Origin of the sequence: Escherichia sp. HH091_1A, assembly GCF_030295175.1 — a bacterium.
Lineage (GTDB): Bacteria > Pseudomonadota > Gammaproteobacteria > Enterobacterales > Enterobacteriaceae > Escherichia > Escherichia coli_F.
Window position 1 is genome coordinate 5,065,810 of the sequence record NZ_AP025747.1, and the last position, 20,060, is coordinate 5,085,869.

At 48.5% G+C, this 20,060-nt stretch carries 18 protein-coding genes and 1 tRNA gene; 7 read left to right on the forward strand and 12 right to left on the reverse strand.

The window, feature by feature from the left end:
- Positions 1–52: 52 nt before the first annotated feature.
- The 9 genes from cadA to aspA form a co-directional block, all read right to left on the reverse strand.
- Positions 53–2,200, reverse strand: coding sequence for a lysine decarboxylase CadA (gene cadA / locus QUF14_RS25000; RefSeq protein ID WP_001353520.1), 2,148 nt, complete (start codon positions 2,198–2,200; stop codon positions 53–55).
- Between the two features lie 79 nt (positions 2,201–2,279).
- Complete coding sequence (gene cadB / locus QUF14_RS25005; protein ID WP_000092915.1) at positions 2,280–3,614, reverse strand: cadaverine/lysine antiporter; 1,335 nt, start codon at positions 3,612–3,614, stop codon at positions 2,280–2,282.
- A 364-nt stretch (positions 3,615–3,978) separates the two neighbouring features.
- Complete coding sequence (cadC, locus tag QUF14_RS25010) at positions 3,979–5,517, reverse strand: lysine decarboxylation/transport transcriptional activator CadC (RefSeq protein ID WP_100733635.1); 1,539 nt, start codon at positions 5,515–5,517, stop codon at positions 3,979–3,981.
- Between the two features lie 631 nt (positions 5,518–6,148).
- Positions 6,149–6,224 (reverse strand) — tRNA-Phe (locus QUF14_RS25020).
- Positions 6,225–6,330: 106 nt separating this feature from the next.
- Positions 6,331–6,906, reverse strand: coding sequence for a transcriptional regulator (locus QUF14_RS25025; RefSeq protein ID WP_001317578.1), 576 nt, complete (start codon positions 6,904–6,906; stop codon positions 6,331–6,333).
- 36 nt (positions 6,907–6,942) lie between these two features.
- A complete protein-coding gene (gene dsbD / locus QUF14_RS25030; RefSeq protein ID WP_032185730.1) occupies positions 6,943–8,640 on the reverse strand; it encodes a protein-disulfide reductase DsbD in 1,698 nt (565 codons plus the stop codon).
- Positions 8,616–8,954: a divalent cation tolerance protein CutA gene (gene cutA / locus QUF14_RS25035; RefSeq protein WP_000883405.1), complete on the reverse strand. Its 339-nt coding sequence runs from the start codon at positions 8,952–8,954 to the stop codon at positions 8,616–8,618. The genes dsbD and cutA overlap by 25 nt, the downstream gene beginning before the upstream one ends.
- 114 nt (positions 8,955–9,068) lie before the next feature.
- Positions 9,069–10,370, reverse strand: a complete 1,302-nt coding sequence (dcuA, locus tag QUF14_RS25040) for an anaerobic C4-dicarboxylate transporter DcuA (RefSeq protein ID WP_000961957.1) — start codon at positions 10,368–10,370, stop codon at positions 9,069–9,071.
- Positions 10,371–10,487: 117 nt separating this feature from the next.
- Complete coding sequence (aspA, locus tag QUF14_RS25045; protein WP_000069437.1) at positions 10,488–11,924, reverse strand: aspartate ammonia-lyase; 1,437 nt, start codon at positions 11,922–11,924, stop codon at positions 10,488–10,490.
- 336 nt (positions 11,925–12,260) lie between these two features.
- On the opposite strand from aspA, the gene QUF14_RS25050 reads away from it, so the two are divergent.
- Positions 12,261–12,737 (forward strand): FxsA family protein, encoded by a 477-nt coding sequence (locus QUF14_RS25050; RefSeq protein WP_001267448.1) that lies wholly within the window; start codon positions 12,261–12,263, stop codon positions 12,735–12,737.
- Positions 12,738–12,752: 15 nt separating this feature from the next.
- Here the strand turns inward: QUF14_RS25050 and yjeH are convergent, their stop codons facing one another.
- Positions 12,753–14,009, reverse strand: coding sequence for an L-methionine/branched-chain amino acid transporter (yjeH, locus tag QUF14_RS25055; RefSeq protein WP_000015862.1), 1,257 nt, complete (start codon positions 14,007–14,009; stop codon positions 12,753–12,755).
- A gap of 275 nt (positions 14,010–14,284) precedes the next feature.
- Between yjeH and QUF14_RS25060 the strand changes: the two genes are divergently transcribed.
- From QUF14_RS25060 to QUF14_RS25070, 3 genes are all read left to right on the forward strand, one after another.
- Complete coding sequence (locus QUF14_RS25060; protein WP_001026276.1) at positions 14,285–14,578, forward strand: co-chaperone GroES; 294 nt, start codon at positions 14,285–14,287, stop codon at positions 14,576–14,578.
- A 43-nt stretch (positions 14,579–14,621) separates the two neighbouring features.
- Complete coding sequence (groL, locus tag QUF14_RS25065; protein ID WP_000729117.1) at positions 14,622–16,268, forward strand: chaperonin GroEL; 1,647 nt, start codon at positions 14,622–14,624, stop codon at positions 16,266–16,268.
- Between the two features lie 137 nt (positions 16,269–16,405).
- The gene (locus QUF14_RS25070) at positions 16,406–16,759 is read left to right on the forward strand and encodes a DUF4156 domain-containing protein (protein ID WP_000558209.1); all 354 of its coding nucleotides are present in this window, start codon (positions 16,406–16,408) and stop codon (positions 16,757–16,759) included.
- A 49-nt stretch (positions 16,760–16,808) separates the two neighbouring features.
- Here QUF14_RS25070 and QUF14_RS25075 read toward each other — a convergent pair whose 3' ends face one another.
- Positions 16,809–17,678, reverse strand: coding sequence for a YjeJ family protein (locus QUF14_RS25075; RefSeq protein ID WP_001008024.1), 870 nt, complete (start codon positions 17,676–17,678; stop codon positions 16,809–16,811).
- A 234-nt stretch (positions 17,679–17,912) separates the two neighbouring features.
- On the reverse strand, positions 17,913–18,941 hold the full coding sequence (gene epmB / locus QUF14_RS25080; protein WP_000940516.1) for an EF-P beta-lysylation protein EpmB: 1,029 nt from the start codon (positions 18,939–18,941) through the stop codon (positions 17,913–17,915).
- A gap of 41 nt (positions 18,942–18,982) precedes the next feature.
- On the opposite strand from epmB, the gene efp reads away from it, so the two are divergent.
- From efp to ecnB, 3 genes are all read left to right on the forward strand, one after another.
- Positions 18,983–19,549: an elongation factor P gene (gene efp / locus QUF14_RS25085; protein ID WP_000257278.1), complete on the forward strand. Its 567-nt coding sequence runs from the start codon at positions 18,983–18,985 to the stop codon at positions 19,547–19,549.
- A 51-nt stretch (positions 19,550–19,600) separates the two neighbouring features.
- Positions 19,601–19,726, forward strand: coding sequence for a lipoprotein antitoxin entericidin A (gene ecnA, locus QUF14_RS25090; RefSeq protein WP_000977757.1), 126 nt, complete (start codon positions 19,601–19,603; stop codon positions 19,724–19,726).
- Between the two features lie 110 nt (positions 19,727–19,836).
- Positions 19,837–19,983, forward strand: a complete 147-nt coding sequence (gene ecnB / locus QUF14_RS25095) for a lipoprotein toxin entericidin B (protein ID WP_000239596.1) — start codon at positions 19,837–19,839, stop codon at positions 19,981–19,983.
- The last annotated feature ends 77 nt before the right edge of the window (positions 19,984–20,060 follow it).

Genomic DNA, 20,060 nt, shown 5'->3' on the forward strand with positions numbered 1-20,060 from the left:
TCCTTATGAGCAAAAAAGGGAAGTGGCAAGCCACTTCCCTTGTACGAGCTAATTATTTTTTGCTTTCGTCTTTCAATACCTTAACGGTATAGCGACCATCAGCCTGACGGTATGCACCGTGAATATCGGTTTCAAAGCCCGGATAGTGAGCGCCGATTTCACACAGCATCTGCAGGAACTCCAGCACCGGACGGCTTTCTTCGGTGATCATTTCACCCGGCATTACCAGAGGAACTCCCGGCGGATACGGAAGGATCATATTGGCGTTAATACGACCTACCATTTCGTCGAGGTAAACTTCTTCGGTCATACCGTGCAGCTCTTTCTGGAATGCAGCATACGGAGTCATTACCATTGTCGGCAGCACTTCAAATGCGCGATACATCAGATCCGGCAGATTGTGGTGAACAATCAGTTTGTGGATATTCTGAGCCAGTTCCTGAATACGCATATCTTCATAGAATTCAGGATCTTCACGATACAGAGACGGCAGCATGTTTTTCACACGCAGGTTCAGGTCGAACGCACGTTTGAAGTCAGTCAGAGCACGCAGCAGGCTCAATGCTTTGGTCTTATCAATACCGATGCTGAACAGGAACAGCAGGTTATACGGGCCGGTTTTCTCAACAACGATGCCATGTTCGTCGAGGTATTTCGCCACGATGCTGGCCGGAATACCAAAGTCGCTCATGGTGCCGTCTTTTTCCATCCCCGGGGTCAGCAGGGTGACTTTAATCGGGTCAAGATACATGTGCTCATTGTCGATGTTCTTGAAGCCGTGCCAGGAGCTGTCAGAACGCAGCGGCCAGCATTCAGTGGTATCGATATGATCCGGCTGCCATACATCAAAGAACCAGCCATCAGATTCCGTTCTCAGGCGTTTGATCTCTTTACGGAACTTGATCGCACGTTCAATGGAACCGTTGATCAGACGCTTACCAGCATTACCTTTCATCATCGCCGCAGCGGTTTCAGTGGACGCCACGATACCGTAGTGCGGAGAAGTGGTGGTGTGCATCATGTAGGCTTCGTTAAAGGTTTCTTCGTTTACATCACCTTTAACGTGGATCATGGAAGCCTGAGAGAACGCCGCCAGCAGTTTGTGAGTAGACTGGGTTTCGTAAATCACTTTCCCTTCTACACGGCCACCGCTCATACCGCATTTACCTTCGTAAATCGGTGAAAAGTTGGTGTAAGGCACCCACGCGGAGTCAAAGTGGATGGATTTTACATCCAGTGTTTTCTTGATGAAGTCGGTGTTGTACAGCAGACCATCATAGGTAGAGTTAGTAATTACGGCATGTACCGGCCAGGTCGCGTTTGGTGTTTCTTTCACGCGCTTAGCAATGGTAGCGTGCTGGAATTCACTCTGTGGGATACCACCAAGAATACCGTAAGCGTTACGGGTCGGGCGGAAATAGATTGGCGTAACATCGCTCATCATCATCAGGTGGGTTAGCGATTTGTGGCAGTTACGGTCAATCAGAATGGTGCTGCCTGCCGGAGCAGAGTACATACCAACAATCTTGTTCGCAGTGGAAGTACCGTTGGTCACCATGTAGCTGCGATCTGCGTTAAATACGCGAGCGATGTACTGTTCTGCTTCTTTGTGCGGACCGCTGTGATCCAGCAGAGAACCCAATTCAGATACTGAAATGGAAATATCAGATTTCATGGTGTTCGGACCAAAGAAATCATAGAACAGGCTACCTACCGGGCTTTTCTGGAATGCAGTACCGCCCATGTGACCAGGAGTACAGAAAGTATATTTACCTTCACGAACATATTTAAACAGTGCTTTGGTCAGCGGAGGCAGAATAGTGTTGATATATTCGTCAGTGGTCTGCTTGATCTTGTTAGCAATATCATCAGCAGCACCCAGCGCATATTCAAAGAAGCTAATCTGTAAACGCAGGTCATTCAGGCTGACATCGAGAGTGGAATACGTATTAGCGAACGCGTACAACGGCAGGTTCTCGTTCATTTTGCTAATTTCTTCGCACAGCTCGAGATTATATTTATCCCAGTCAAAAATAACACCGCACAGACGCGCATTGTTTTCGATCAGTTTTAATAAGTCGTCACGGTCATTCGGGTAAACAATCTGGAAGTTCAGACGTTCAAGCGCGCGATGAAGTTCACGGATGGGTTCTTCTTTAAAATAAACCCCCATGTGATTCAATATTGCAATAACGTTCATAGTCATATCTCCAGGTAAAAAAGGCCCCTCCCAACACATGGGACAAAATGAAAGGAGGAGCCTCGGAAAATACTTTTAATTAATGTGCGTTAGACGCTGTGTGGTTATCCATTGAGTGGCTCTGGCGCTCGTGCATTTTGCGAGCGTAGAACATCAGGATAATCAGGCTGACGATGAAGGTACCTGCCAGCTCGAAGGAGCTTGCGCCCATCAGCGCGATGAAGCAGAACACGCAACCCAGTACAGAGCAGATCAGGCTGACAAAGTTGCGGATGTTAACGCCTTCAAAACGAATCAGGTCAACGCAAGAGTAGAAGTACGGCAGCATAGTCAGCAGTACTGCGATACCGGTCAGTTCACCGAACAGGTCAGATGCTTTACCACCGGCAGAGTTCATCAGAGTGATGAGGATCATCAGGGCAGTCATTTTCACTGCAGCCAGCAGCAGACCTTTTTTCGGAATACCGTTGCTGTCGACTTCACCATAAACTTTCGGGAAGTTACCGTCGTTAGCGGCACGTACACCTGCCTGACCTACCAGCATCATCCAGGAACCCAGAGAAGTCAGGCACGCAAAAGCGGTGAATGCAGAAACCATCGGCGCAGCCCAGTTACCGAGGATAGTTGAAGCACTGATTGCAAACGGAGCACCGGAGCCTGCCATTACAGAAGACGGATACATACCGGAAAGCACCTGAGTCGCAGCGATGTAAACAATACCTGCTAAACCAGTACCCAGCATGGTTGCCAGCGGAACGGTACGTTTCGGGTTTTTAACCATACCAGTACTTACCGCTGCGGATTCAACACCCACGAAGGCCCACAGGCAGAGCAGAATACTTTTAATGATCGCATGACCATCAGTAGTACCTGCGGTATTCCAGTTAGCAGCATAAGTTGCAGCATCAAACCAATGCCAGCCAACAATAGCAGTCATAACTACAGGAATAAGAACCAGCACCAGACCAATAGTGGTTAAACGGCTTACCCAGGTACCGCCGAGCATATTTACAAAGGTAAATACCCAGACGATAGCAATACAAGCGATACCCGCCGGAACAGGATCATTTAATACAGGGAAGAAGGTGGAAAGATAAGATACAGCGGTAATACCAATCGCCAGGTTACCAATCCAGTTAGCATGGTAATAAAGAACACCTGTCTGAAAACCAAATGCAGGAGAAATTTCTCCGGCATAAGCAATTGGGCCACCTTGTTGCGGGTTTTTTGTTGCCAGTCGGGCATATACATAAGCCAACGACATTGCACCAATAATAGAGATAATCCAACCCCAGATAGCAATACCACCGATACTTGCAAGGTTCGCAGGCAATAATGCAATGCCGCTCCCCATCATATTACCGGCAACAACACCGGTACAGGCAAATAGCCCGATCTTCTTGGCAGAACTCATGCTCTTCTCCTAATTTCATTTTTGAATTTGGAGTCCGGGTCATGATGCGTAACTATTTACTGACCAGACCAAACTGGCGACAAGATTACTCAAAAAAAAAGATTAATCCTAAAGATTAGGTGAAATAACACAAAAGTTTCTGTAAGTGAGAACTTGAGGTTTTTTATTAACACATCAGGATCGCAAGTTGATATCATGAAAAGATAAACATTCAATATTTACAATGAATTAAGAAATGTTTTTCGGTTAAATTTCTGTTATAAAAAATATGCGACAAATAAATTGCCGCAACATATTATACCAACAATAACATACAAAAAATCAACAACAAATATTCCCGAGCATGAGTCAACCCGGGAGTCACTTATTCTGAAGCGAGAAATTTGTCGAGATAAGGTACAACATAAGGAACAGAAGTCTGGAATATACCATTTTCAATCCAGTAAAGGGTGTTTGCCCCTGGGCGTAAATTAAAGGCGGTGAGATATGCATCAGTTGCTTCCCGGTTCATCCCCTTCATTTCATAAACCTTGCCAAGCAACACATAATTTAGCCAGGACATTTCAAGATCAATGCCAGTATTTATCGACTGGTAAGACTCATCTGTTTTACCTTTTACCAGAGCACTGACCGCTTTTATTTGATATATAATGGACAGGTTGTTCAATTCCGGCAGTGTAACAATGTTATCTATTTCTGTATTCAGTGCTGCTAATTGTTTTTCATCTAAAGGATGTTGAGAATGGCGCACGATATCAACTAATGCTTTTTCTGCTCTTGCGTAGGTAAATTCTGGGGATGATTGAACAATCTCACCTAGTAATTCACTGGCACGGTTCAATGATTTATCATCGCCATGCAGTAAATAATCATGAGCCTGATAAAAATTAGTTAATAACGCACCACGATGCGGCAAAATTTGCTGGAGCATCTCCTGCATTCGTTGTGGCCACGGTTGGTTTAACGCTTTTGATAAACTCTCCAGTAAATCATTTTGAATCGCCAGCTGATTACCGTTAGTGATGACATAACGTTTATCCAGCATGGTTGAACCATCTGCATTGTCTACCAATTTTACCGACATAAAGCATTGTTGAGCACGGTATTGGCGCTGATTAACAAACGCAATAGATAATGTTTTACCGGAACTGCTCGGTTCATCAATGTTGTAGTTGATTTTGTCATGCACCATAAAGGTGGAGAAGGTGTTAAGTGATGTCGCCACCAAATCACCCACGCCTATCGCGTAAGAGAGCTGATACGGGGAACTCCAGCTGTTACAACTTTTATTTACCATATTAATGTCAATATCGCGTGGATTGAGCAAAATACGCGATTTGCTCATAGGAAGACGTGTATCAAGACTTGAAAACGCTACCAGTGCTACACAGATACCTAACGACAACAGGAAAAAAAACCATACCCAAAAGGTAGTGAATCGTTTGCTTTTAACTGTGGATTGTTCAGGTGGTGTTGCGGTGTTTTGAATGTTAAGACTTTGGGAGGGAGAATCTGTGTCAGGAACCGCCTCTGGTATAGGGGGAGGCGAAGATAGCATTATTTCCTCTCCCTCTTCTTCGCTGTACCAGATAACCGGCACCATTAATTTATAGCCGCGCTTTGGTACAGTAGCGATATAGACAGGACTATCTTCATCATTATCTTTTAATGACTTACGTAGTTCTGAGATACTCTGCGTCACAACGTGATTGGTGACAATACTTCTCTTCCAGACATTATCGATAAGTTCATCCCTGCTAAGTACTTCGCCACTGTGTTGAGCAAAGAAAACCAGAAGATCGATTAATCTCGGCTCAAGGGTAAGTTGACGCCCATTGCGGCTAATTTGGTTTATGGACGGAGTAACAAGCCATTCGCCAACGCGAACTACAGGTTGTTGCATAATAGAAACTCATTCGAAAAGGGAATGATGCAATGATAATTGCCATGACCTATTTTTACCATCTATAGATGGGTTTATTTACATATTATTGGTGAATGTAAGACGTTATTTTTACCCGCCATAAACTTCTTGATTACATAGTATTACGAAAGGAGTTTAATGAGCACCAGAAGTAATTTACCTTACCATCATTATTCATCATCTTTGCCAAAGAAAAATGTGCAGAAAATAATCTATGGAAAATTGCCCGGAGCGCTTACTATTTTAATGGATTGTTAGTCTTTGCATGAGCAAGCGGACTGATACATTTCTCTTTGTTCTCATTCAGAAAATCTCATCAGTCGGCGTTCTGCCCGATGTTGTGCTTTATATATGTCATCGGCAACGATACCGTTAAGCTCTTGATGACATCATTTGATTTTCAACTGCATCACGCAGCCGCACGACATTTCGTGAGAGTCATTCATAGCTTAGGGATAAATTTCCCAGAGCTGGGGTATACCCGCAACATGCTGGCGATGTGGGAAAATTTGGTTGAGATTGTTAGAAATGATTTGAAGGCAGAACGCTTAAATCACATGGCGTCCTGAAACGAAAAACGGACCTCCGTGGAGGTCCGTTTATATGAATTTGGTGCCCGGACTCGGAATCGAACCAAGGACACGGGGATTTTCAATCCCCTGCTCTACCGACTGAGCTATCCGGGCAACGGGGCGCATTAAACCGTAATCTGCACATCTCGTCAACCTAATTTCAGTAAAAGCGATTCAACTGCTTAAGATTGCGGCAAATCGCTTCTTTTCTGTGTTTCTGTCAGGTCAGTGCGCCACCCTGGCGGCAGCGAGCGAAGCGCAGGATATCTTCTGCCAGCCGATGTGCGGTGTCGACATCCGCGTGGCTACGATTCACCAGCATTCGGCTTAAACAGCCTTCCAGCACCAGTTCCATCTGCTTTGCTACCATCGCCGGATCGTCAACTTCCAGCGTGGTTAACAGTTCGTGGGTGAAATCGTAGGCCGCGCTTTTTTGCTGATCGGCCAGTTGATGAATAGGGTGGCCAGGATCGGGATAAAACGTACAGGCAGCGATAAACAGACAGCCCGGATAGCGGTTGTTTTTAACGCACTCCGATAACGCCTGATAACGTGCCAGCAGCTTTTGTTCGGCGGTTTGCGTTTCGTCCAGCATCAGCTGACGACGCCAGACATCTATCTGTTGGCTAAGATAGCGCAGCGCATCATAGAGGATTGCCTCTTTGTCTGGCCAGAAGCGGCGTAGCTCGTCCAGTGGATAATCCACACGTTCAGCAACCATCTCCAGCGTGGTGTTGGCAATCCCTTGTAATTCTAATAATTTCAGGGCTTCTCCCAGTACATCTTCACGTTGCACGCTATTTTCCTCCGTCTTTCCCACTGCAAGTGTCGTTCACGGTTGGCGATCGCGCAAATGTGCACTGAAGGTTTCAGCATCCATAAAGCCCGTGACGCGTGCTTGTGGATGCTCCTGGCCTTGTCCGTCAAAAAAGAGAATTGTCGGTAGGCCAAGGACATTAAGATGCTTTAACAGCGCCACATCTTGGGCGTCGTTGGCAGTGACGTTGGCCTGAAGTAATACCGTGTCTGCTAACGCTTTTTGCACCTGCGGGTCGCTGAAGGTGTATTTCTCAAACTCTTTACAGGCGACGCACCAGTCGGCATAGAGATCTAACATCACTGGTTTGCCTTTGGCTTCAACGAGCGCCTGATTTAACTCATCTACCGTTTTGATTTGTGTAAAGTTGAGATGCGTCTGAGTTTGCGCGGTATGCGTCGCACCAAATGCCCAATCCTGAAGTGGGCGCACGCTAACCAATGCTGCTGCCAGCAGAATTATTTGCACTACGCTCATCCAGCCGCGTTTGGCCTGTAGGCTGGTGATAAAGGCCCAGCCAAAGAATGCGACACCAAGCGCCGACCACAAGCGTAATCCCCATATATCACCAATCACTCGCTCCAGCAGGAAGACCGGCAGTGCGAGGATCACAAAACCAAACGCGGTTTTGACTTGTTCCATCCACGGGCCGCTTTTCGGCAGCAAGCGGTTACCAAAGACGGTAATTAGCATCAGCGGCAGGCCCATGCCCAACGCATAGAGATAAAGCGTGCCGCCGCCCAGCCACATGTTCCCGCTTTGGGCGATATACAGCAGAATCGCGCTAAGCGGTGCGGTGGTGCATGGTGAACAGATCAGTCCGGCAATCGCCCCCATAACAAATACACCGCCAGGTGAGCCGCCCTGTTGGCGATTGCTCATCAGCGTGAGGCGCGTTTGCAGCGAAGAGGGGAGTTGCAGGGTAAACAAGCCAAACATTGACATCGCCAGCAAGGTAAAGACGATAGCGAGGCCAATGAGCACGTATGGGTGCTGTAGCGCCGCCTGGAACTGTAACCCTGCGGCGGCAACCACCAGACCCAGTGCAGTGTAAGTCAGCGCCATCCCCTGCACATAAATAAAGGTCAGCAACAATGCTCTGGCAGTGGAGAGCCGCTGTTTACCGCCCAGCACGATGCCAGAAATCAGTGGGTACATTGGCAGCACGCATGGCGTAAAGGCGATACCAATACCGATCAACAACGCCCAGAGCGCGGAAAAGGGCAATTGCGCGGTGGGCTGCTCTTGCTGCGGAACAGACACAAGCTGTGACGCTGCGTTGTTGGCGACCACTTCGCTTAACGGAACGGTTTTGGTTTCTGGCGGATAACAGAAACCAGCATCAGCACAGCCCTGGTAGGTGACAGTTAACGTCGCTCCCGCACTCGCCTGGTTGATGGTTACGGGAAGCGTCAGCCGATCGCGGTAAATCTCGCTTTTGCCGTAAAACTCATCTTCATGCCAGACGCCTTGCGGCAGCTGCACGTCGGCAATTTTCGCGTGTTCCGGCGTAATGCGGACCTGTTTACGGTAGAGGTAGTAACCGTCTTTGATCTGCCAGGTCAGATTCAGGTCATGTTGGTTTTGCTGAAAATCAAAAGCAAAGGCTTGATCCGCGGGGACAAATTGTGAACGTCCCGGCGCGTCGAATAATCCGGCAAAAACGGAAGTGCTGCAAAGTAGCAGGATCAGCGTAAAGATGCGTTGAGCCATGAGAGGTAATCTGTGTCTCCGTGTGTAACAGGTAAAACCAGAAGTTCCGGGGTTTGATATGGATGATGAGACTTCAGGCATTCCAGCAGTGCCTGCTGGAGAGATACGGTAGTTTTTAAAATCATCTGCACTTCGTATTCTTGCTCCAGCTTACCTTCCCAGTAATAGAGAGAGGTAGCGCCGGGGATCAAGGTCGCGCAGGCCGCCAGTTTTTCCGCCAGCACTTTGGCGGCTAAATCCTGGGCTGTCGCTTCATCCGGTGCCGTACATAGCACCACGACAGACGCGGTATTCGAACTTTTTTCATCAAGCATAAACACCTCGCAAGAACAGATGGAACCGCAAGAGAGAGGTCACTATACAACGGACGGGGGAAGGATGTTAGTCGGCGGGAAAGAAAGCGGGGCCTGAAGCCCCGCGATTGGTCATTACAGCATGAAGCTACCCAGCAAGAAGCCGAAGCAAACGGCCAGGGCAACACCCAGAGTACCCGGGATGAAGAACGGATGGTTGAAGACGAATTTACCGATACGGGTAGTACCCGTGTCATCCATCTGAACCGCAGCAACCAGCGTCGGGTAGGTCGGCAGAATGAACAGACCAGACACCGCAGCGAAAGAAGCAACAGCGGTCAGCGGAGAAACGTTCAGTGCCAGAGCCATCGGCATCAGTGCTTTTGCGGTTGCAGCCTGAGAGTACAGCAGAGCAGAAGCAAAGAAGAAGATGACGGCCAGCAGCCACGGATGACCCTGAATCACTTCACCAGCGGTATCTTTGATCCAGTCGATGTTGTTGGAAACGAAAGTATCGCCCAGCCACGCAACACCCAGGATACAAATACAGGCGCTCATACCTGCTTTGAAGGTGCTGGAGTTGAGGATGTTGTCGGTATCAACTTTACAGATAACGGTGGTCAGAGTTGCAACGCTGAGCATGATGATCAGGATTGCGTTAGTGGTGTTCATCAGCGGTTTCTCAACCAGGCCCATGCTCGGGCTGTTGATGATTGCATAGATAACCACGCCAACTACGCCCAGCAGGAACAGCCAGACGGAAGTTTTTGCACCGGATTTGATTTCAATCTGCTTTTCACCGCGCAGTTCAACCAGGCCCTCTTCCAGACGTTTGCGATAAATCGGATCGTCAGAGAGTTTGGAGTTGAACAGCATAGTGACCAGGAAGGACATCACCAGAACCGCCAGCAGGGTGGACGGGATGACCACGGAGAGCAGATGGAGGTAGCTGATGCCATGACCTTCCATTACGGAAGACATGTAAACCACGGCCGCTGAGATTGGCGATGCGGTGATCGCAATCTGCGCGGATACCACTGCAGTAGACAGCGGACGGCAAGGTTTAACGCCTTGTTCCTTCGCAACTTCAGCGATAACTGGCAGTGTCGCCAGAGAGATGTTGCCAGTACCAGCAAAGATAGTCAGGAAATAGGTCACGATCGGTGCGAGGATCGTGATGTATTTCGGGTTACGGCGCAGCAGCTTTTCTGTCTGATGAACCAGATAGTCCAGACCGCCAGCAACCTGCATGGCAGAAATAGCGGCGATAACCGCCATGATAATGGAAATGACATCGAACGGGATGTTACCAGGTTTTACGCCAATAGCGGCAAGAACCAGTACCCCCAATCCGCCTGCAAAACCAATACCTATTCCCCCCAATCTGGCGCCCAAGAAGATCGCCAGCAAAACTATGATGAGTTCTACAACTAGCATATTAGCCTTCCTTGTTTTTTAACAAGTTGATATTAGGTTGTTATTTTTAAGTTACTGCTCACAAGAAAAAAGGCACGTCATCTGACGTGCCTTCTTTATTTGTACTACCCTGTACGATTACTGTTCGCTTTCATCAGTATAGCGTTTTGCTTTGTAAGCCGGGTGCATCAGATTCTGTACGGAGAAAATATCGTCAAGTTCCGCTTCAGTCAACAGACCGCGTTCCAGAACGACTTCACGTACACTCTTACCGGTTTCGGCACAGATTTTACCCACGATGTCACCGTTGTGGTGACCGATGAACGGGTTCAGGTAAGTAACGATACCGATAGAGTTGTAAACGTAACCTTCGCACACTTCTTTGTTAGCCGTGATGCCGTTAATGCATTTTTCCAGCAGGTTGTAGCAAGCGTTGGTCAGAATGTGAACGGATTCGAACATGGCCTGGCCAATGACCGGCTCCATAACGTTCAACTGCAGCTGACCTGCTTCTGCTGCCATGGTAACAGTGGTGTCGTTACCGATGACTTTGAAGCATACCTGGTTAACCACTTCCGGAACAACCGGGTTTACTTTAGCTGGCATGATGGAAGAGCCCGCCTGCAGTTCCGGCAGGTTGATCTCGTTCAGGCCGGCACGTGGGCCAGAAGAGAGCAAGCGCAGGTCGTTACAGATTTTGGACATCTTCACAGCCAGGCGTTTCAGCGCGCCGTGAACCATAACATAAGCGCCGCAGTCAGAGGTCGCTTCGATCAAGTCTTCAGCCGGTACGCATGGGAAGCCAGTGACTTCAGCCAGTTTTTTCACTGCCAGCGGAGAGTACTCTTTCGGCGTGTTCAGACCAGTACCGATTGCTGTTGCGCCAAGGTTAACTTCCAGCAGCAGCTCAGCGGTACGTTGAATATTTTTCACTTCTTCTTTCAGCAGGATGCTGAAAGCGCGGAATTCCTGACCGAGGGTCATCGGTACTGCGTCCTGCAGCTGGGTACGACCCATTTTCAGGATGTCCTGGAATTCGACAGCTTTACGTTCAAAGCCTTCACGCAGTTGGTTAATCGCATCTACCAGCTTAATCAGGGAAGAGTAAACTGCGATACGGAAACCGGTCGGGTAGGCGTCGTTAGTGGACTGACATTTGTTAACATGGTCGTTCGGGTTCAGGTACTGATATTCACCTTTCTGGTGACCCATCAGTTCCAGACCGATATTGGCCAGCACTTCGTTGGTGTTCATGTTTACGGAAGTACCTGCGCCGCCCTGGTAGACGTCTACCGGGAACTGATCCATGCATTTTCCGTTGTTCAGGACTTCATCACATGCGGCAATGATGGCATTCGCTACACTTTTAGGAATGGTTTGCAGCTCTTTGTTTGCCATAGCTGCGGCTTTTTTAACCATTACCATACCGCGAACAAATTCAGGAATATCACTGATTTTGTTGTTGCTGATATAGAAGTTTTCAATCGCTCTCAGAGTGTGAACACCATAGTAGGCATCAGCTGGAACTTCCCTGGTACCCAACAGATCTTCTTCGATACGAATGTTGTTTGACATGTGAACCTTCTTTTTCAAGCTGCCAATGATTTGCTTTAAACACACAGAATATATGTGGTTTCGAATGTTTTTCGACCGACGATTATCCCCTGCATCGACCGAATACCCGAGATCATATGCTGCTTGAGGATTTCTACCGTAATCTGGATCACTTTAAGTGTCGGTTTTTACCCCTTAATTATTAATTTGTGAAATAGATCACCGCTTTGGGATTACTACCAAAAATAGTTGCGCAAACATCTTGAAATTTTGCTAATGACCACAATATAAGCTGAACGCGATTCGCAACCCATTCAGGTAGCCGGGTTTAACCGGCTGCTATTACAGGAGAAACCTTTGCGCTGGTTACCTTTTATTGCCATTTTCCTTTATGTCTATATTGAGATTTCAATCTTTATTCAGGTTGCCCATGTATTGGGGGTATTGCTGACCCTCGTGCTGGTTATATTCACGTCAGTTATCGGTATGTCACTGGTACGTAACCAGGGCTTTAAGAATTTCGTGCTGATGCAGCAAAAAATGGCGGCAGGTGAAAACCCAGCGGCGGAGATGATTAAAAGTGTTTCGCTGATCATTGCCGGTTTGCTGCTTTTATTACCGGGCTTTTTCACCGACTTCCTCGGCCTTCTGCTTTTATTACCGCCGGTGCAAAAGCATCTGACGGTGAAGTTGATGCCGCATTTGCGCTTTTCTCGCATGCCAGGCGGCGGTTTTAGCGCCGGGACCGGTGGCGGTAATACTTTTGATGGTGAGTACCAGCGAAAGGATGATGAGCGCGACCGCCTTGATCATAAAGACGATCGCCAGGATTAATGCCGAAACGCCGGATTATGTGGTTATGCCATTTTCCGGCGTTTTTCGTTTTGGCAGAAACAGCCATAACCCCGCCAGCATGATCAGCGCATAGAGACTTTTCCAGCCGACCATTGCCAGTAACAGAACGCATAACAGCCCGCCAACCACCGCCAGTAGTCGATAACGTCCTTGCAATAATTTACAGCCTGCCAGCATGCATAACAGATAAATCATAATAAAGATGCCATTGGCATAGATGATAAGTGCGTCCAGATTGATCTCTAAAGCATGAATCACCAACGTGCTCACCACGCAGCAGCCGAGCACCGCATTGAGGGCATTACGCGGAATATGACGAGAAGAGAGGCGTGCCAGGTAGTGGTCAGGATTATGTTGCGCTTGTGACCAGACCAGGCGGGCGAAACTCTGTATATAAATGTTGAGACTGGCAAAGCAGGCCAGATAGCCAATCACGCAGGCAATCCATAACGCCCCTACACCGAACAGCTGCACCACAATTTTTGGAAGCGATGCTGCCGCTGCCATTTTTTCACCGTAGGCGTCGAAGTGTAAGACGACTACCGTACAGCCCCAGTAGACTAATCCTGCCAGCAGCAGACCAATCATCAACGCGCGAGGAAAATCACGCTCTGGATTTTTAAATTCCGAGGCAAGATGGGCAAATGCTTCCAGACCGACAAAGCACCAGAACATCACTGATAACGCAGCAAATAACCCGGTAAGTTCGATATTACCAGGTGCAGGGAAGGGGATATTCGCAGGTTGGATATCACCCGCCCACCAGATAGCGACAATCAGCGCGACGATAAGTCCGGCAATAACTGTTTGTAGATTAGCACTGGAATTGGCACCGCGAGTACCGATATACCACACCAACGCCAGCGTACCGAGTTCTGCTAACAACAGTTGCCAGCTATGCCAGCCAAACATCGCCTGGCCGAACCCGGCAGCAATTTGTAGCGCGGCAGGCAAACCCACGGGAATGACCGATAAAAATAACCAGCCGGTGACTCGCTCAAGCCGCGAACCAAACGCCATACCGACGAAGTGTGCGACGCCGCCTGCACTGGGATAGTGGCGACCCAGAATCGCAAACACAATTGCAATCGGGAACACTAAGATAATCAAAACGGGCCACGCCCACAGGCTGGTATTGCCTGCTACCAGTGCAGCTAACGCAGGAACGGCAAACACGCCAGTGCCTAATAATGACGTCGATAGCAGGCCGATGCCCTGGGCCAGCCCCAGTTCTTGTTTGAGTCCACTCATGGGTTGATGTCCGATTGCGCCCAAATCTTGGGCAACTGCGTAGATTTTCGATGGTAGCACAATCAGATTCGCTTATGACGGCGATGAATAAATTGCGATGAAATGTGAGGTGAATCAGTGTTTTCACCCGATTTTGTGCTGATCAGAATTTTTTTTCATTTTCCCCCTTGAAGGGGCGAAGCCTCACCCCCATTTCTCTGGTCACCAGCCGGGAAACCACTTAAGGTCCGGCGTCACCCATAACAGATACGGACTTTCTCAAAGGAGAGTTATCAATGAATATTCGTCCATTGCATGATCGCGTGATCGTCAAGCGTAAAGAAGTTGAAACTAAATCTGCTGGCGGCATCGTTCTGACCGGCTCTGCAGCGGCTAAATCTACCCGTGGCGAAGTGCTGGCTGTCGGCAATGGCCGTATCCTTGAAAATGGCGAAGTGAAGCCGCTGGACGTGAAAGTTGGCGACATCGTTATTTTCAACGATGGCTACGGTGTGAAATCTGAGAAGATCGACAATGAAGAAGTGTTGATCATGTCCGAAAGCGACATTCTGGCAATTGTTGAAGCGTAATCCGCGCACGACACTGAACATACGAATTTAAGGAATAAAGATAATGGCAGCTAAAGACGTAAAATTCGGTAACGACGCTCGTGTGAAAATGCTGCGCGGCGTAAACGTACTGGCAGATGCAGTGAAAGTTACCCTCGGTCCGAAAGGCCGTAACGTAGTTCTGGATAAATCTTTCGGTGCACCGACCATCACCAAAGATGGTGTTTCCGTTGCTCGTGAAATCGAACTGGAAGACAAGTTCGAAAACATGGGTGCGCAGATGGTGAAAGAAGTTGCCTCTAAAGCGAACGACGCTGCAGGCGACGGTACCACCACCGCAACCGTACTGGCTCAGGCTATCATCACTGAAGGCCTGAAAGCTGTTGCTGCGGGCATGAACCCGATGGACCTGAAACGTGGTATCGACAAAGCCGTTACCGCTGCAGTTGAAGAACTGAAAGCCCTGTCCGTACCGTGCTCTGACTCTAAAGCGATTGCTCAGGTTGGTACCATCTCCGCTAACTCCGACGAAACCGTAGGTAAACTGATCGCTGAAGCGATGGACAAAGTCGGTAAAGAAGGCGTTATCACCGTTGAAGACGGTACCGGTCTGCAGGATGAACTGGACGTGGTTGAAGGTATGCAGTTCGACCGTGGCTACCTGTCACCTTACTTCATCAACAAGCCGGAAACTGGCGCAGTAGAACTGGAAAGCCCGTTCATCCTGCTGGCTGACAAGAAAATCTCCAACATCCGCGAAATGCTGCCGGTTCTGGAAGCTGTTGCCAAAGCAGGCAAACCGCTGCTGATCATCGCTGAAGATGTAGAAGGCGAAGCGCTGGCAACTCTGGTTGTTAACACCATGCGTGGCATCGTGAAAGTTGCTGCGGTTAAAGCTCCGGGCTTCGGCGATCGTCGTAAAGCTATGCTGCAGGATATCGCAACCCTGACTGGCGGTACCGTGATCTCTGAAGAGATCGGTATGGAGCTGGAAAAAGCAACCCTGGAAGACCTGGGTCAGGCTAAACGTGTTGTGATCAACAAAGACACCACCACTATCATCGATGGCGTGGGTGAAGAAGCTGCAATCCAGGGCCGTGTTGCTCAGATCCGTCAGCAGATTGAAGAAGCAACTTCTGACTACGACCGTGAAAAACTGCAGGAGCGCGTAGCGAAACTGGCAGGCGGCGTTGCAGTTATCAAAGTTGGTGCTGCTACCGAAGTTGAAATGAAAGAGAAAAAAGCACGCGTTGAAGACGCCCTGCACGCGACCCGTGCTGCGGTAGAAGAAGGCGTGGTTGCTGGTGGTGGTGTTGCGCTGATCCGCGTAGCGTCTAAACTGGCAGACCTGCGTGGTCAGAACGAAGACCAGAACGTAGGTATCAAAGTTGCACTGCGTGCAATGGAAGCTCCGCTGCGTCAGATCGTCCTGAACTGCGGCGAAGAACCGTCTGTTGTTGCTAACACCGTTAAAGGCGGCGACGGCAACTACGGTTACAACGCAGCAACCGAAGAATACGGCAACATGATCGACATGGGTATCCTGGACCCAACCAAAGTAACCCGCTCTGCTCTGCAGTACGCGGCTTCTGTGGCTGGCCTGATGATCACCACCGAGTGCATGGTTACCGACCTGCCGAAAAACGATGCAGCTGACTTAGGCGCTGCTGGCGGTATGGGCGGCATGGGTGGCATGGGCGGCATGATGTAATTGCCCTGCACCTCGCAGAAATAAACAAACCCCCGGGCAGAAATGTCTGGGGGTTTTTCTTTTGGTCATCTTTCTAGTATAAGATTCAGACACGGACGACGCGAGTGGCGTCCAGCTCATTGATTATGGGGAATAACATGCACGTAAAATACTTAGCAGGGATTGTCGGTGCCGCGCTACTGATGGCGGGTTGTAGCTCCAGCAACGAATTGAGTGCTGCCGGTCAGAGTGTACGCATTGTGGACGAGCAGCCAGGCGCAGAGTGCCAGTTGATTGGTACTGCGACAGGTAAGCAAAGTAACTGGCTTTCCGGGCAACACGGTGAAGAAGGCGGTTCTATGCGTGGTGCGGCAAACGATCTGCGCAACCAGGCAGCGGCAATGGGTGGTAACGTGATTTATGGTATCAGCAGCCCGTCGCAGGGAATGTTGTCCAGTTTTGTCCCGACGGATAGCCAGATTATCGGCCAGGTATATAAGTGCCCGAATTGATGTGATTCAGAGGCTGGATGACTCCAGCCTCGCATTAGCAAAGATGAGATTATTTCGCTTGTGGTGCACTTTTGCTGATGGACTGAACACGTAAGTGATGCAGCGCGCGTAAGCATTGATCCTGGGTTAGCGGTTGGGTGTTATTTGCCGCTACGGTGCGAACATAGACCTGACATGGCACACCCGCGAGTTTTTTCAGTCTAGGGCTGAAATCAAGCATTCGGCGAGTGATCGCCTCCACTTCTTTACCCGGCGTTGCTTCACGCGTTTTCACCACCGCGCCGCTAAATTGCTCTTTGCCATTTTCATCTTTAAAGCGATAAAGCACTGCCAGATAATGGTTGAACAAGTTATGTTTCCATTCTGGTTGGGAATAGGTGTCATATTCCAGATTGCCATTGTCCTGGCAGTCAACGTCGTATAACGGCAGGAAATCTAACAGTGAGGTAATACGTAATGCCAGTTCACGCATTTCCGCATTATTAATTGCATGAATGATTGCTCGCGCCAGCATTTCAATCTGCAACTCATTGATGACTAACTCACATTTGCTACCGTCATGTAGCGTTAATACGAAGGTAAGATTTTCACCCTGATTATCGGTAAGTTCCAGCGTGTTAACTCGACGATTAATATCGGCATTTTTAAGCTCATCAACCAGAATTTCTGGGATATTTTCTGCCATTTTCTTAATGACTTTATCGCGAGCTTGCTCATACTGAAGGCGTGCTGCAGCATCCAGTTTATGCTTTTGATGCAGACGGCTTTCCAGCGCAATCAGCAGGTCGCGCAGTTCCATGACAGACAGAAAGAACAACGATTCTTTATTGCGAGGCTCTTTAATTTTCAGCGCCAGTGCAATGAAATTATTACTCTTGCGAATAACACCGGTATTAACACCCTTGATGCTTATGGCCATGTAGGTTCTCCCTAACCATTTCTCAATTAAATAATTAATTTTAATTTATAAGCCAGATAAATGGGCTTGGTAGTAATAGTTGTTAAAATAACATAAATAGCCGTGCTCACTCTATATAAACAGAAAAGAAAGGTTAATTATTGGTGTTGGTTATATAAAAAGTAATAACAGCAATATATATGAATAATTAAAGGTTATGCAACGTGCAAAGATTAAACTTCCCTGTTTAATCAGTTACTGCTGGCGTAGCTGGAGATCCAGTGGCGTTTTACTGGGTTCGCCGCCAATCTCGCGCGCCAGTTTCGGCACCAGATATCCCGACACCAGCGTCAGCAACTCACGCATAATCTGCCGTGCTTCGTCATCACTCACCATAAAATGCGCCGCGCCCTGCACTTTATCGAGCACATGCAGGTAATACGGCATCACGCCCGCATCGAACAACGCATTACTCAGGTTTGCCAGCGTTTGTGCGTTATCGTTCACACCACGTAACAGAACGCTCTGGTTCAGCAAAGTAACGCCTACCCGGCGCAACTTAGCCATCGCCTGGCGGAATGTTTCATCTACCTCATTGGCATGGTTGATGTGATTCACCAGCAAGATTTGCAGCGTAGAATGTGAAAAGCGTTCGACCAGCGCATCTGTGATGCGTGCCGGGATCACAATCGGCAGACGGCTGTGAATCCGCAGACGTTTGATATGCGGGATGGCTTCCAGTTGTGTGAGCAACCAGTCCAGCTCGTGATCTTTCGCCATCAGCGGATCGCCGCCGGAGAAAATCATCTCGTCCAGTTCCGGATGCGCTGCAACATACTCAAGTGCCGTCTGCCAGTTTCGCTTGTTGCCCTGATTTTCGGCATACGGGAAATGGCGACGAAAGCAATAACGGCAATTTACCGCACAGCCGCCTTTGACCAGCAATAGCGCCCGGTTGTGGTATTTATGCAACAAACCAGGCACTACGCTGTGCTGTTCTTCCAGCGGGTCGGTGGAGAATCCGGGCGCGACGACAAACTCATCTTGCGAGGTAAGTACCTGACGCAAAAGTGGATCGTCCGGATTGCCTTTCTCCATGCGATCGATAAATGAGCGGGGAACACGCAGGGCAAACAGCTTTTTGGCGCTGCGTCCGGCCAACAGTTTTTCGTCCGCGTCTATATTCAAAAGACGCAGAAGTTCATCAGGATCGGTCACAACATCGGCAAGTTGCGTTAACCAATCTTCTCTGGATGGGGTATTTAGGGTTACAATATGCGCCATTTTGTGGCTTAGCTACCAATTAACAAATTTCAGAGGGCCTTATGGCAACGTACTATAGCAACGATTTTCGTGCTGGTCTTAAAATCATGTTAGACGGCGAACCTTACGCGGTTGAAGCGAGTGAATTCGTAAAACCGGGTAAAGGCCAGGCATTTGCTCGCGTTAAACTGCGTCGTCTGCTGACCGGTACTCGCGTAGAAAAAACCTTCAAATCTACTGATTCCGCTGAAGGCGCTGATGTTGTCGATATGAACCTGACTTACCTGTACAACGACGGTGAGTTCTGGCACTTCATGAACAACGAAACTTTCGAGCAACTGTCTGCTGATGCAAAAGCAATTGGCGACAACGCTAAATGGTTGCTGGATCAGGCAGAGTGTATCGTAACTCTGTGGAATGGTCAGCCGATCTCCGTTACTCCGCCGAACTTTGTTGAACTGGAAATCGTTGATACCGATCCAGGCCTGAAAGGTGATACCGCAGGTACTGGCGGCAAACCGGCTACCCTGTCTACTGGCGCTGTGGTTAAAGTTCCGCTGTTCGTGCAGATCGGCGAAGTCATCAAAGTGGATACCCGCTCTGGTGAATACGTCTCTCGCGTGAAGTAATGCGGTTTTGGTGCGGCCTGTTGGCTGCACCATCACTTATTCTGGTCAGAGATGATGAAACGCCTTATCGTTCTTGTTTTGCTTGCCAGCACGCTGCTCACGGGCTGTAACACCGCTCGCGGTTTCGGCGAAGATATCAAACATCTCGGCAACTCCATCTCCCGCGCTGCCAGCTAATTTTTCTTCTCTTCCGAAAAATCATCAGATTTCCATCATTTTTGGCGATGTTGTCTATTATTAATTTGCTATAGGCAAACATAAATAACATTACCTAAAAGGAAGACGTTATGGTGAAGAAGACAATTGCAGCGATCTTTTCTGTTCTGGTGCTTTCAACAGTATTAACTGCTTGCAACACCACGCGTGGCGTTGGTGAAGATATCTCTGATGGCGGTAACGCGATTTCTGGTGCAGCAACAAAAGCACAGCAATAAGCAATAACGGTACGACAGCTGTGTCGTGCCGTTTGTTTTTTTGCGATAGTCACTAAGGTAATAGTTGAAATTCCCCT

Bases quoted from the DNA above. Each gene is read 5' to 3' on its own strand.
- efp (WP_000257278.1), top strand. From the start codon at position 18,983: ATGGCAACGTACTATAGCAACGATTTTCGTGCTGGTCTTAAAATCATG.
- dcuA (WP_000961957.1), bottom strand. From the start codon at position 10,370: ATGCTAGTTGTAGAACTCATCATAGTTTTGCTGGCGATCTTCTTGGGC.
- QUF14_RS25070 (WP_000558209.1), top strand. From the start codon at position 16,406: ATGCACGTAAAATACTTAGCAGGGATTGTCGGTGCCGCGCTACTGATG.
- ecnA (WP_000977757.1), top strand. From the start codon at position 19,601: ATGATGAAACGCCTTATCGTTCTTGTTTTGCTTGCCAGCACGCTGCTC.
- epmB (WP_000940516.1), bottom strand. From the start codon at position 18,941: ATGGCGCATATTGTAACCCTAAATACCCCATCCAGAGAAGATTGGTTA.
- cadA (WP_001353520.1), bottom strand. From the start codon at position 2,200: ATGAACGTTATTGCAATATTGAATCACATGGGGGTTTATTTTAAAGAA.
- ecnB (WP_000239596.1), top strand. From the start codon at position 19,837: ATGGTGAAGAAGACAATTGCAGCGATCTTTTCTGTTCTGGTGCTTTCA.
- QUF14_RS25075 (WP_001008024.1), bottom strand. From the start codon at position 17,678: ATGGCCATAAGCATCAAGGGTGTTAATACCGGTGTTATTCGCAAGAGT.
- QUF14_RS25060 (WP_001026276.1), top strand. From the start codon at position 14,285: ATGAATATTCGTCCATTGCATGATCGCGTGATCGTCAAGCGTAAAGAA.
- cadC (WP_100733635.1), bottom strand. From the start codon at position 5,517: ATGCAACAACCTGTAGTTCGCGTTGGCGAATGGCTTGTTACTCCGTCC.
- yjeH (WP_000015862.1), bottom strand. From the start codon at position 14,009: ATGAGTGGACTCAAACAAGAACTGGGGCTGGCCCAGGGCATCGGCCTG.
- groL (WP_000729117.1), top strand. From the start codon at position 14,622: ATGGCAGCTAAAGACGTAAAATTCGGTAACGACGCTCGTGTGAAAATG.
- cadB (WP_000092915.1), bottom strand. From the start codon at position 3,614: ATGAGTTCTGCCAAGAAGATCGGGCTATTTGCCTGTACCGGTGTTGTT.
- cutA (WP_000883405.1), bottom strand. From the start codon at position 8,954: ATGCTTGATGAAAAAAGTTCGAATACCGCGTCTGTCGTGGTGCTATGT.
- aspA (WP_000069437.1), bottom strand. From the start codon at position 11,924: ATGTCAAACAACATTCGTATCGAAGAAGATCTGTTGGGTACCAGGGAA.
- dsbD (WP_032185730.1), bottom strand. From the start codon at position 8,640: ATGGCTCAACGCATCTTTACGCTGATCCTGCTACTTTGCAGCACTTCC.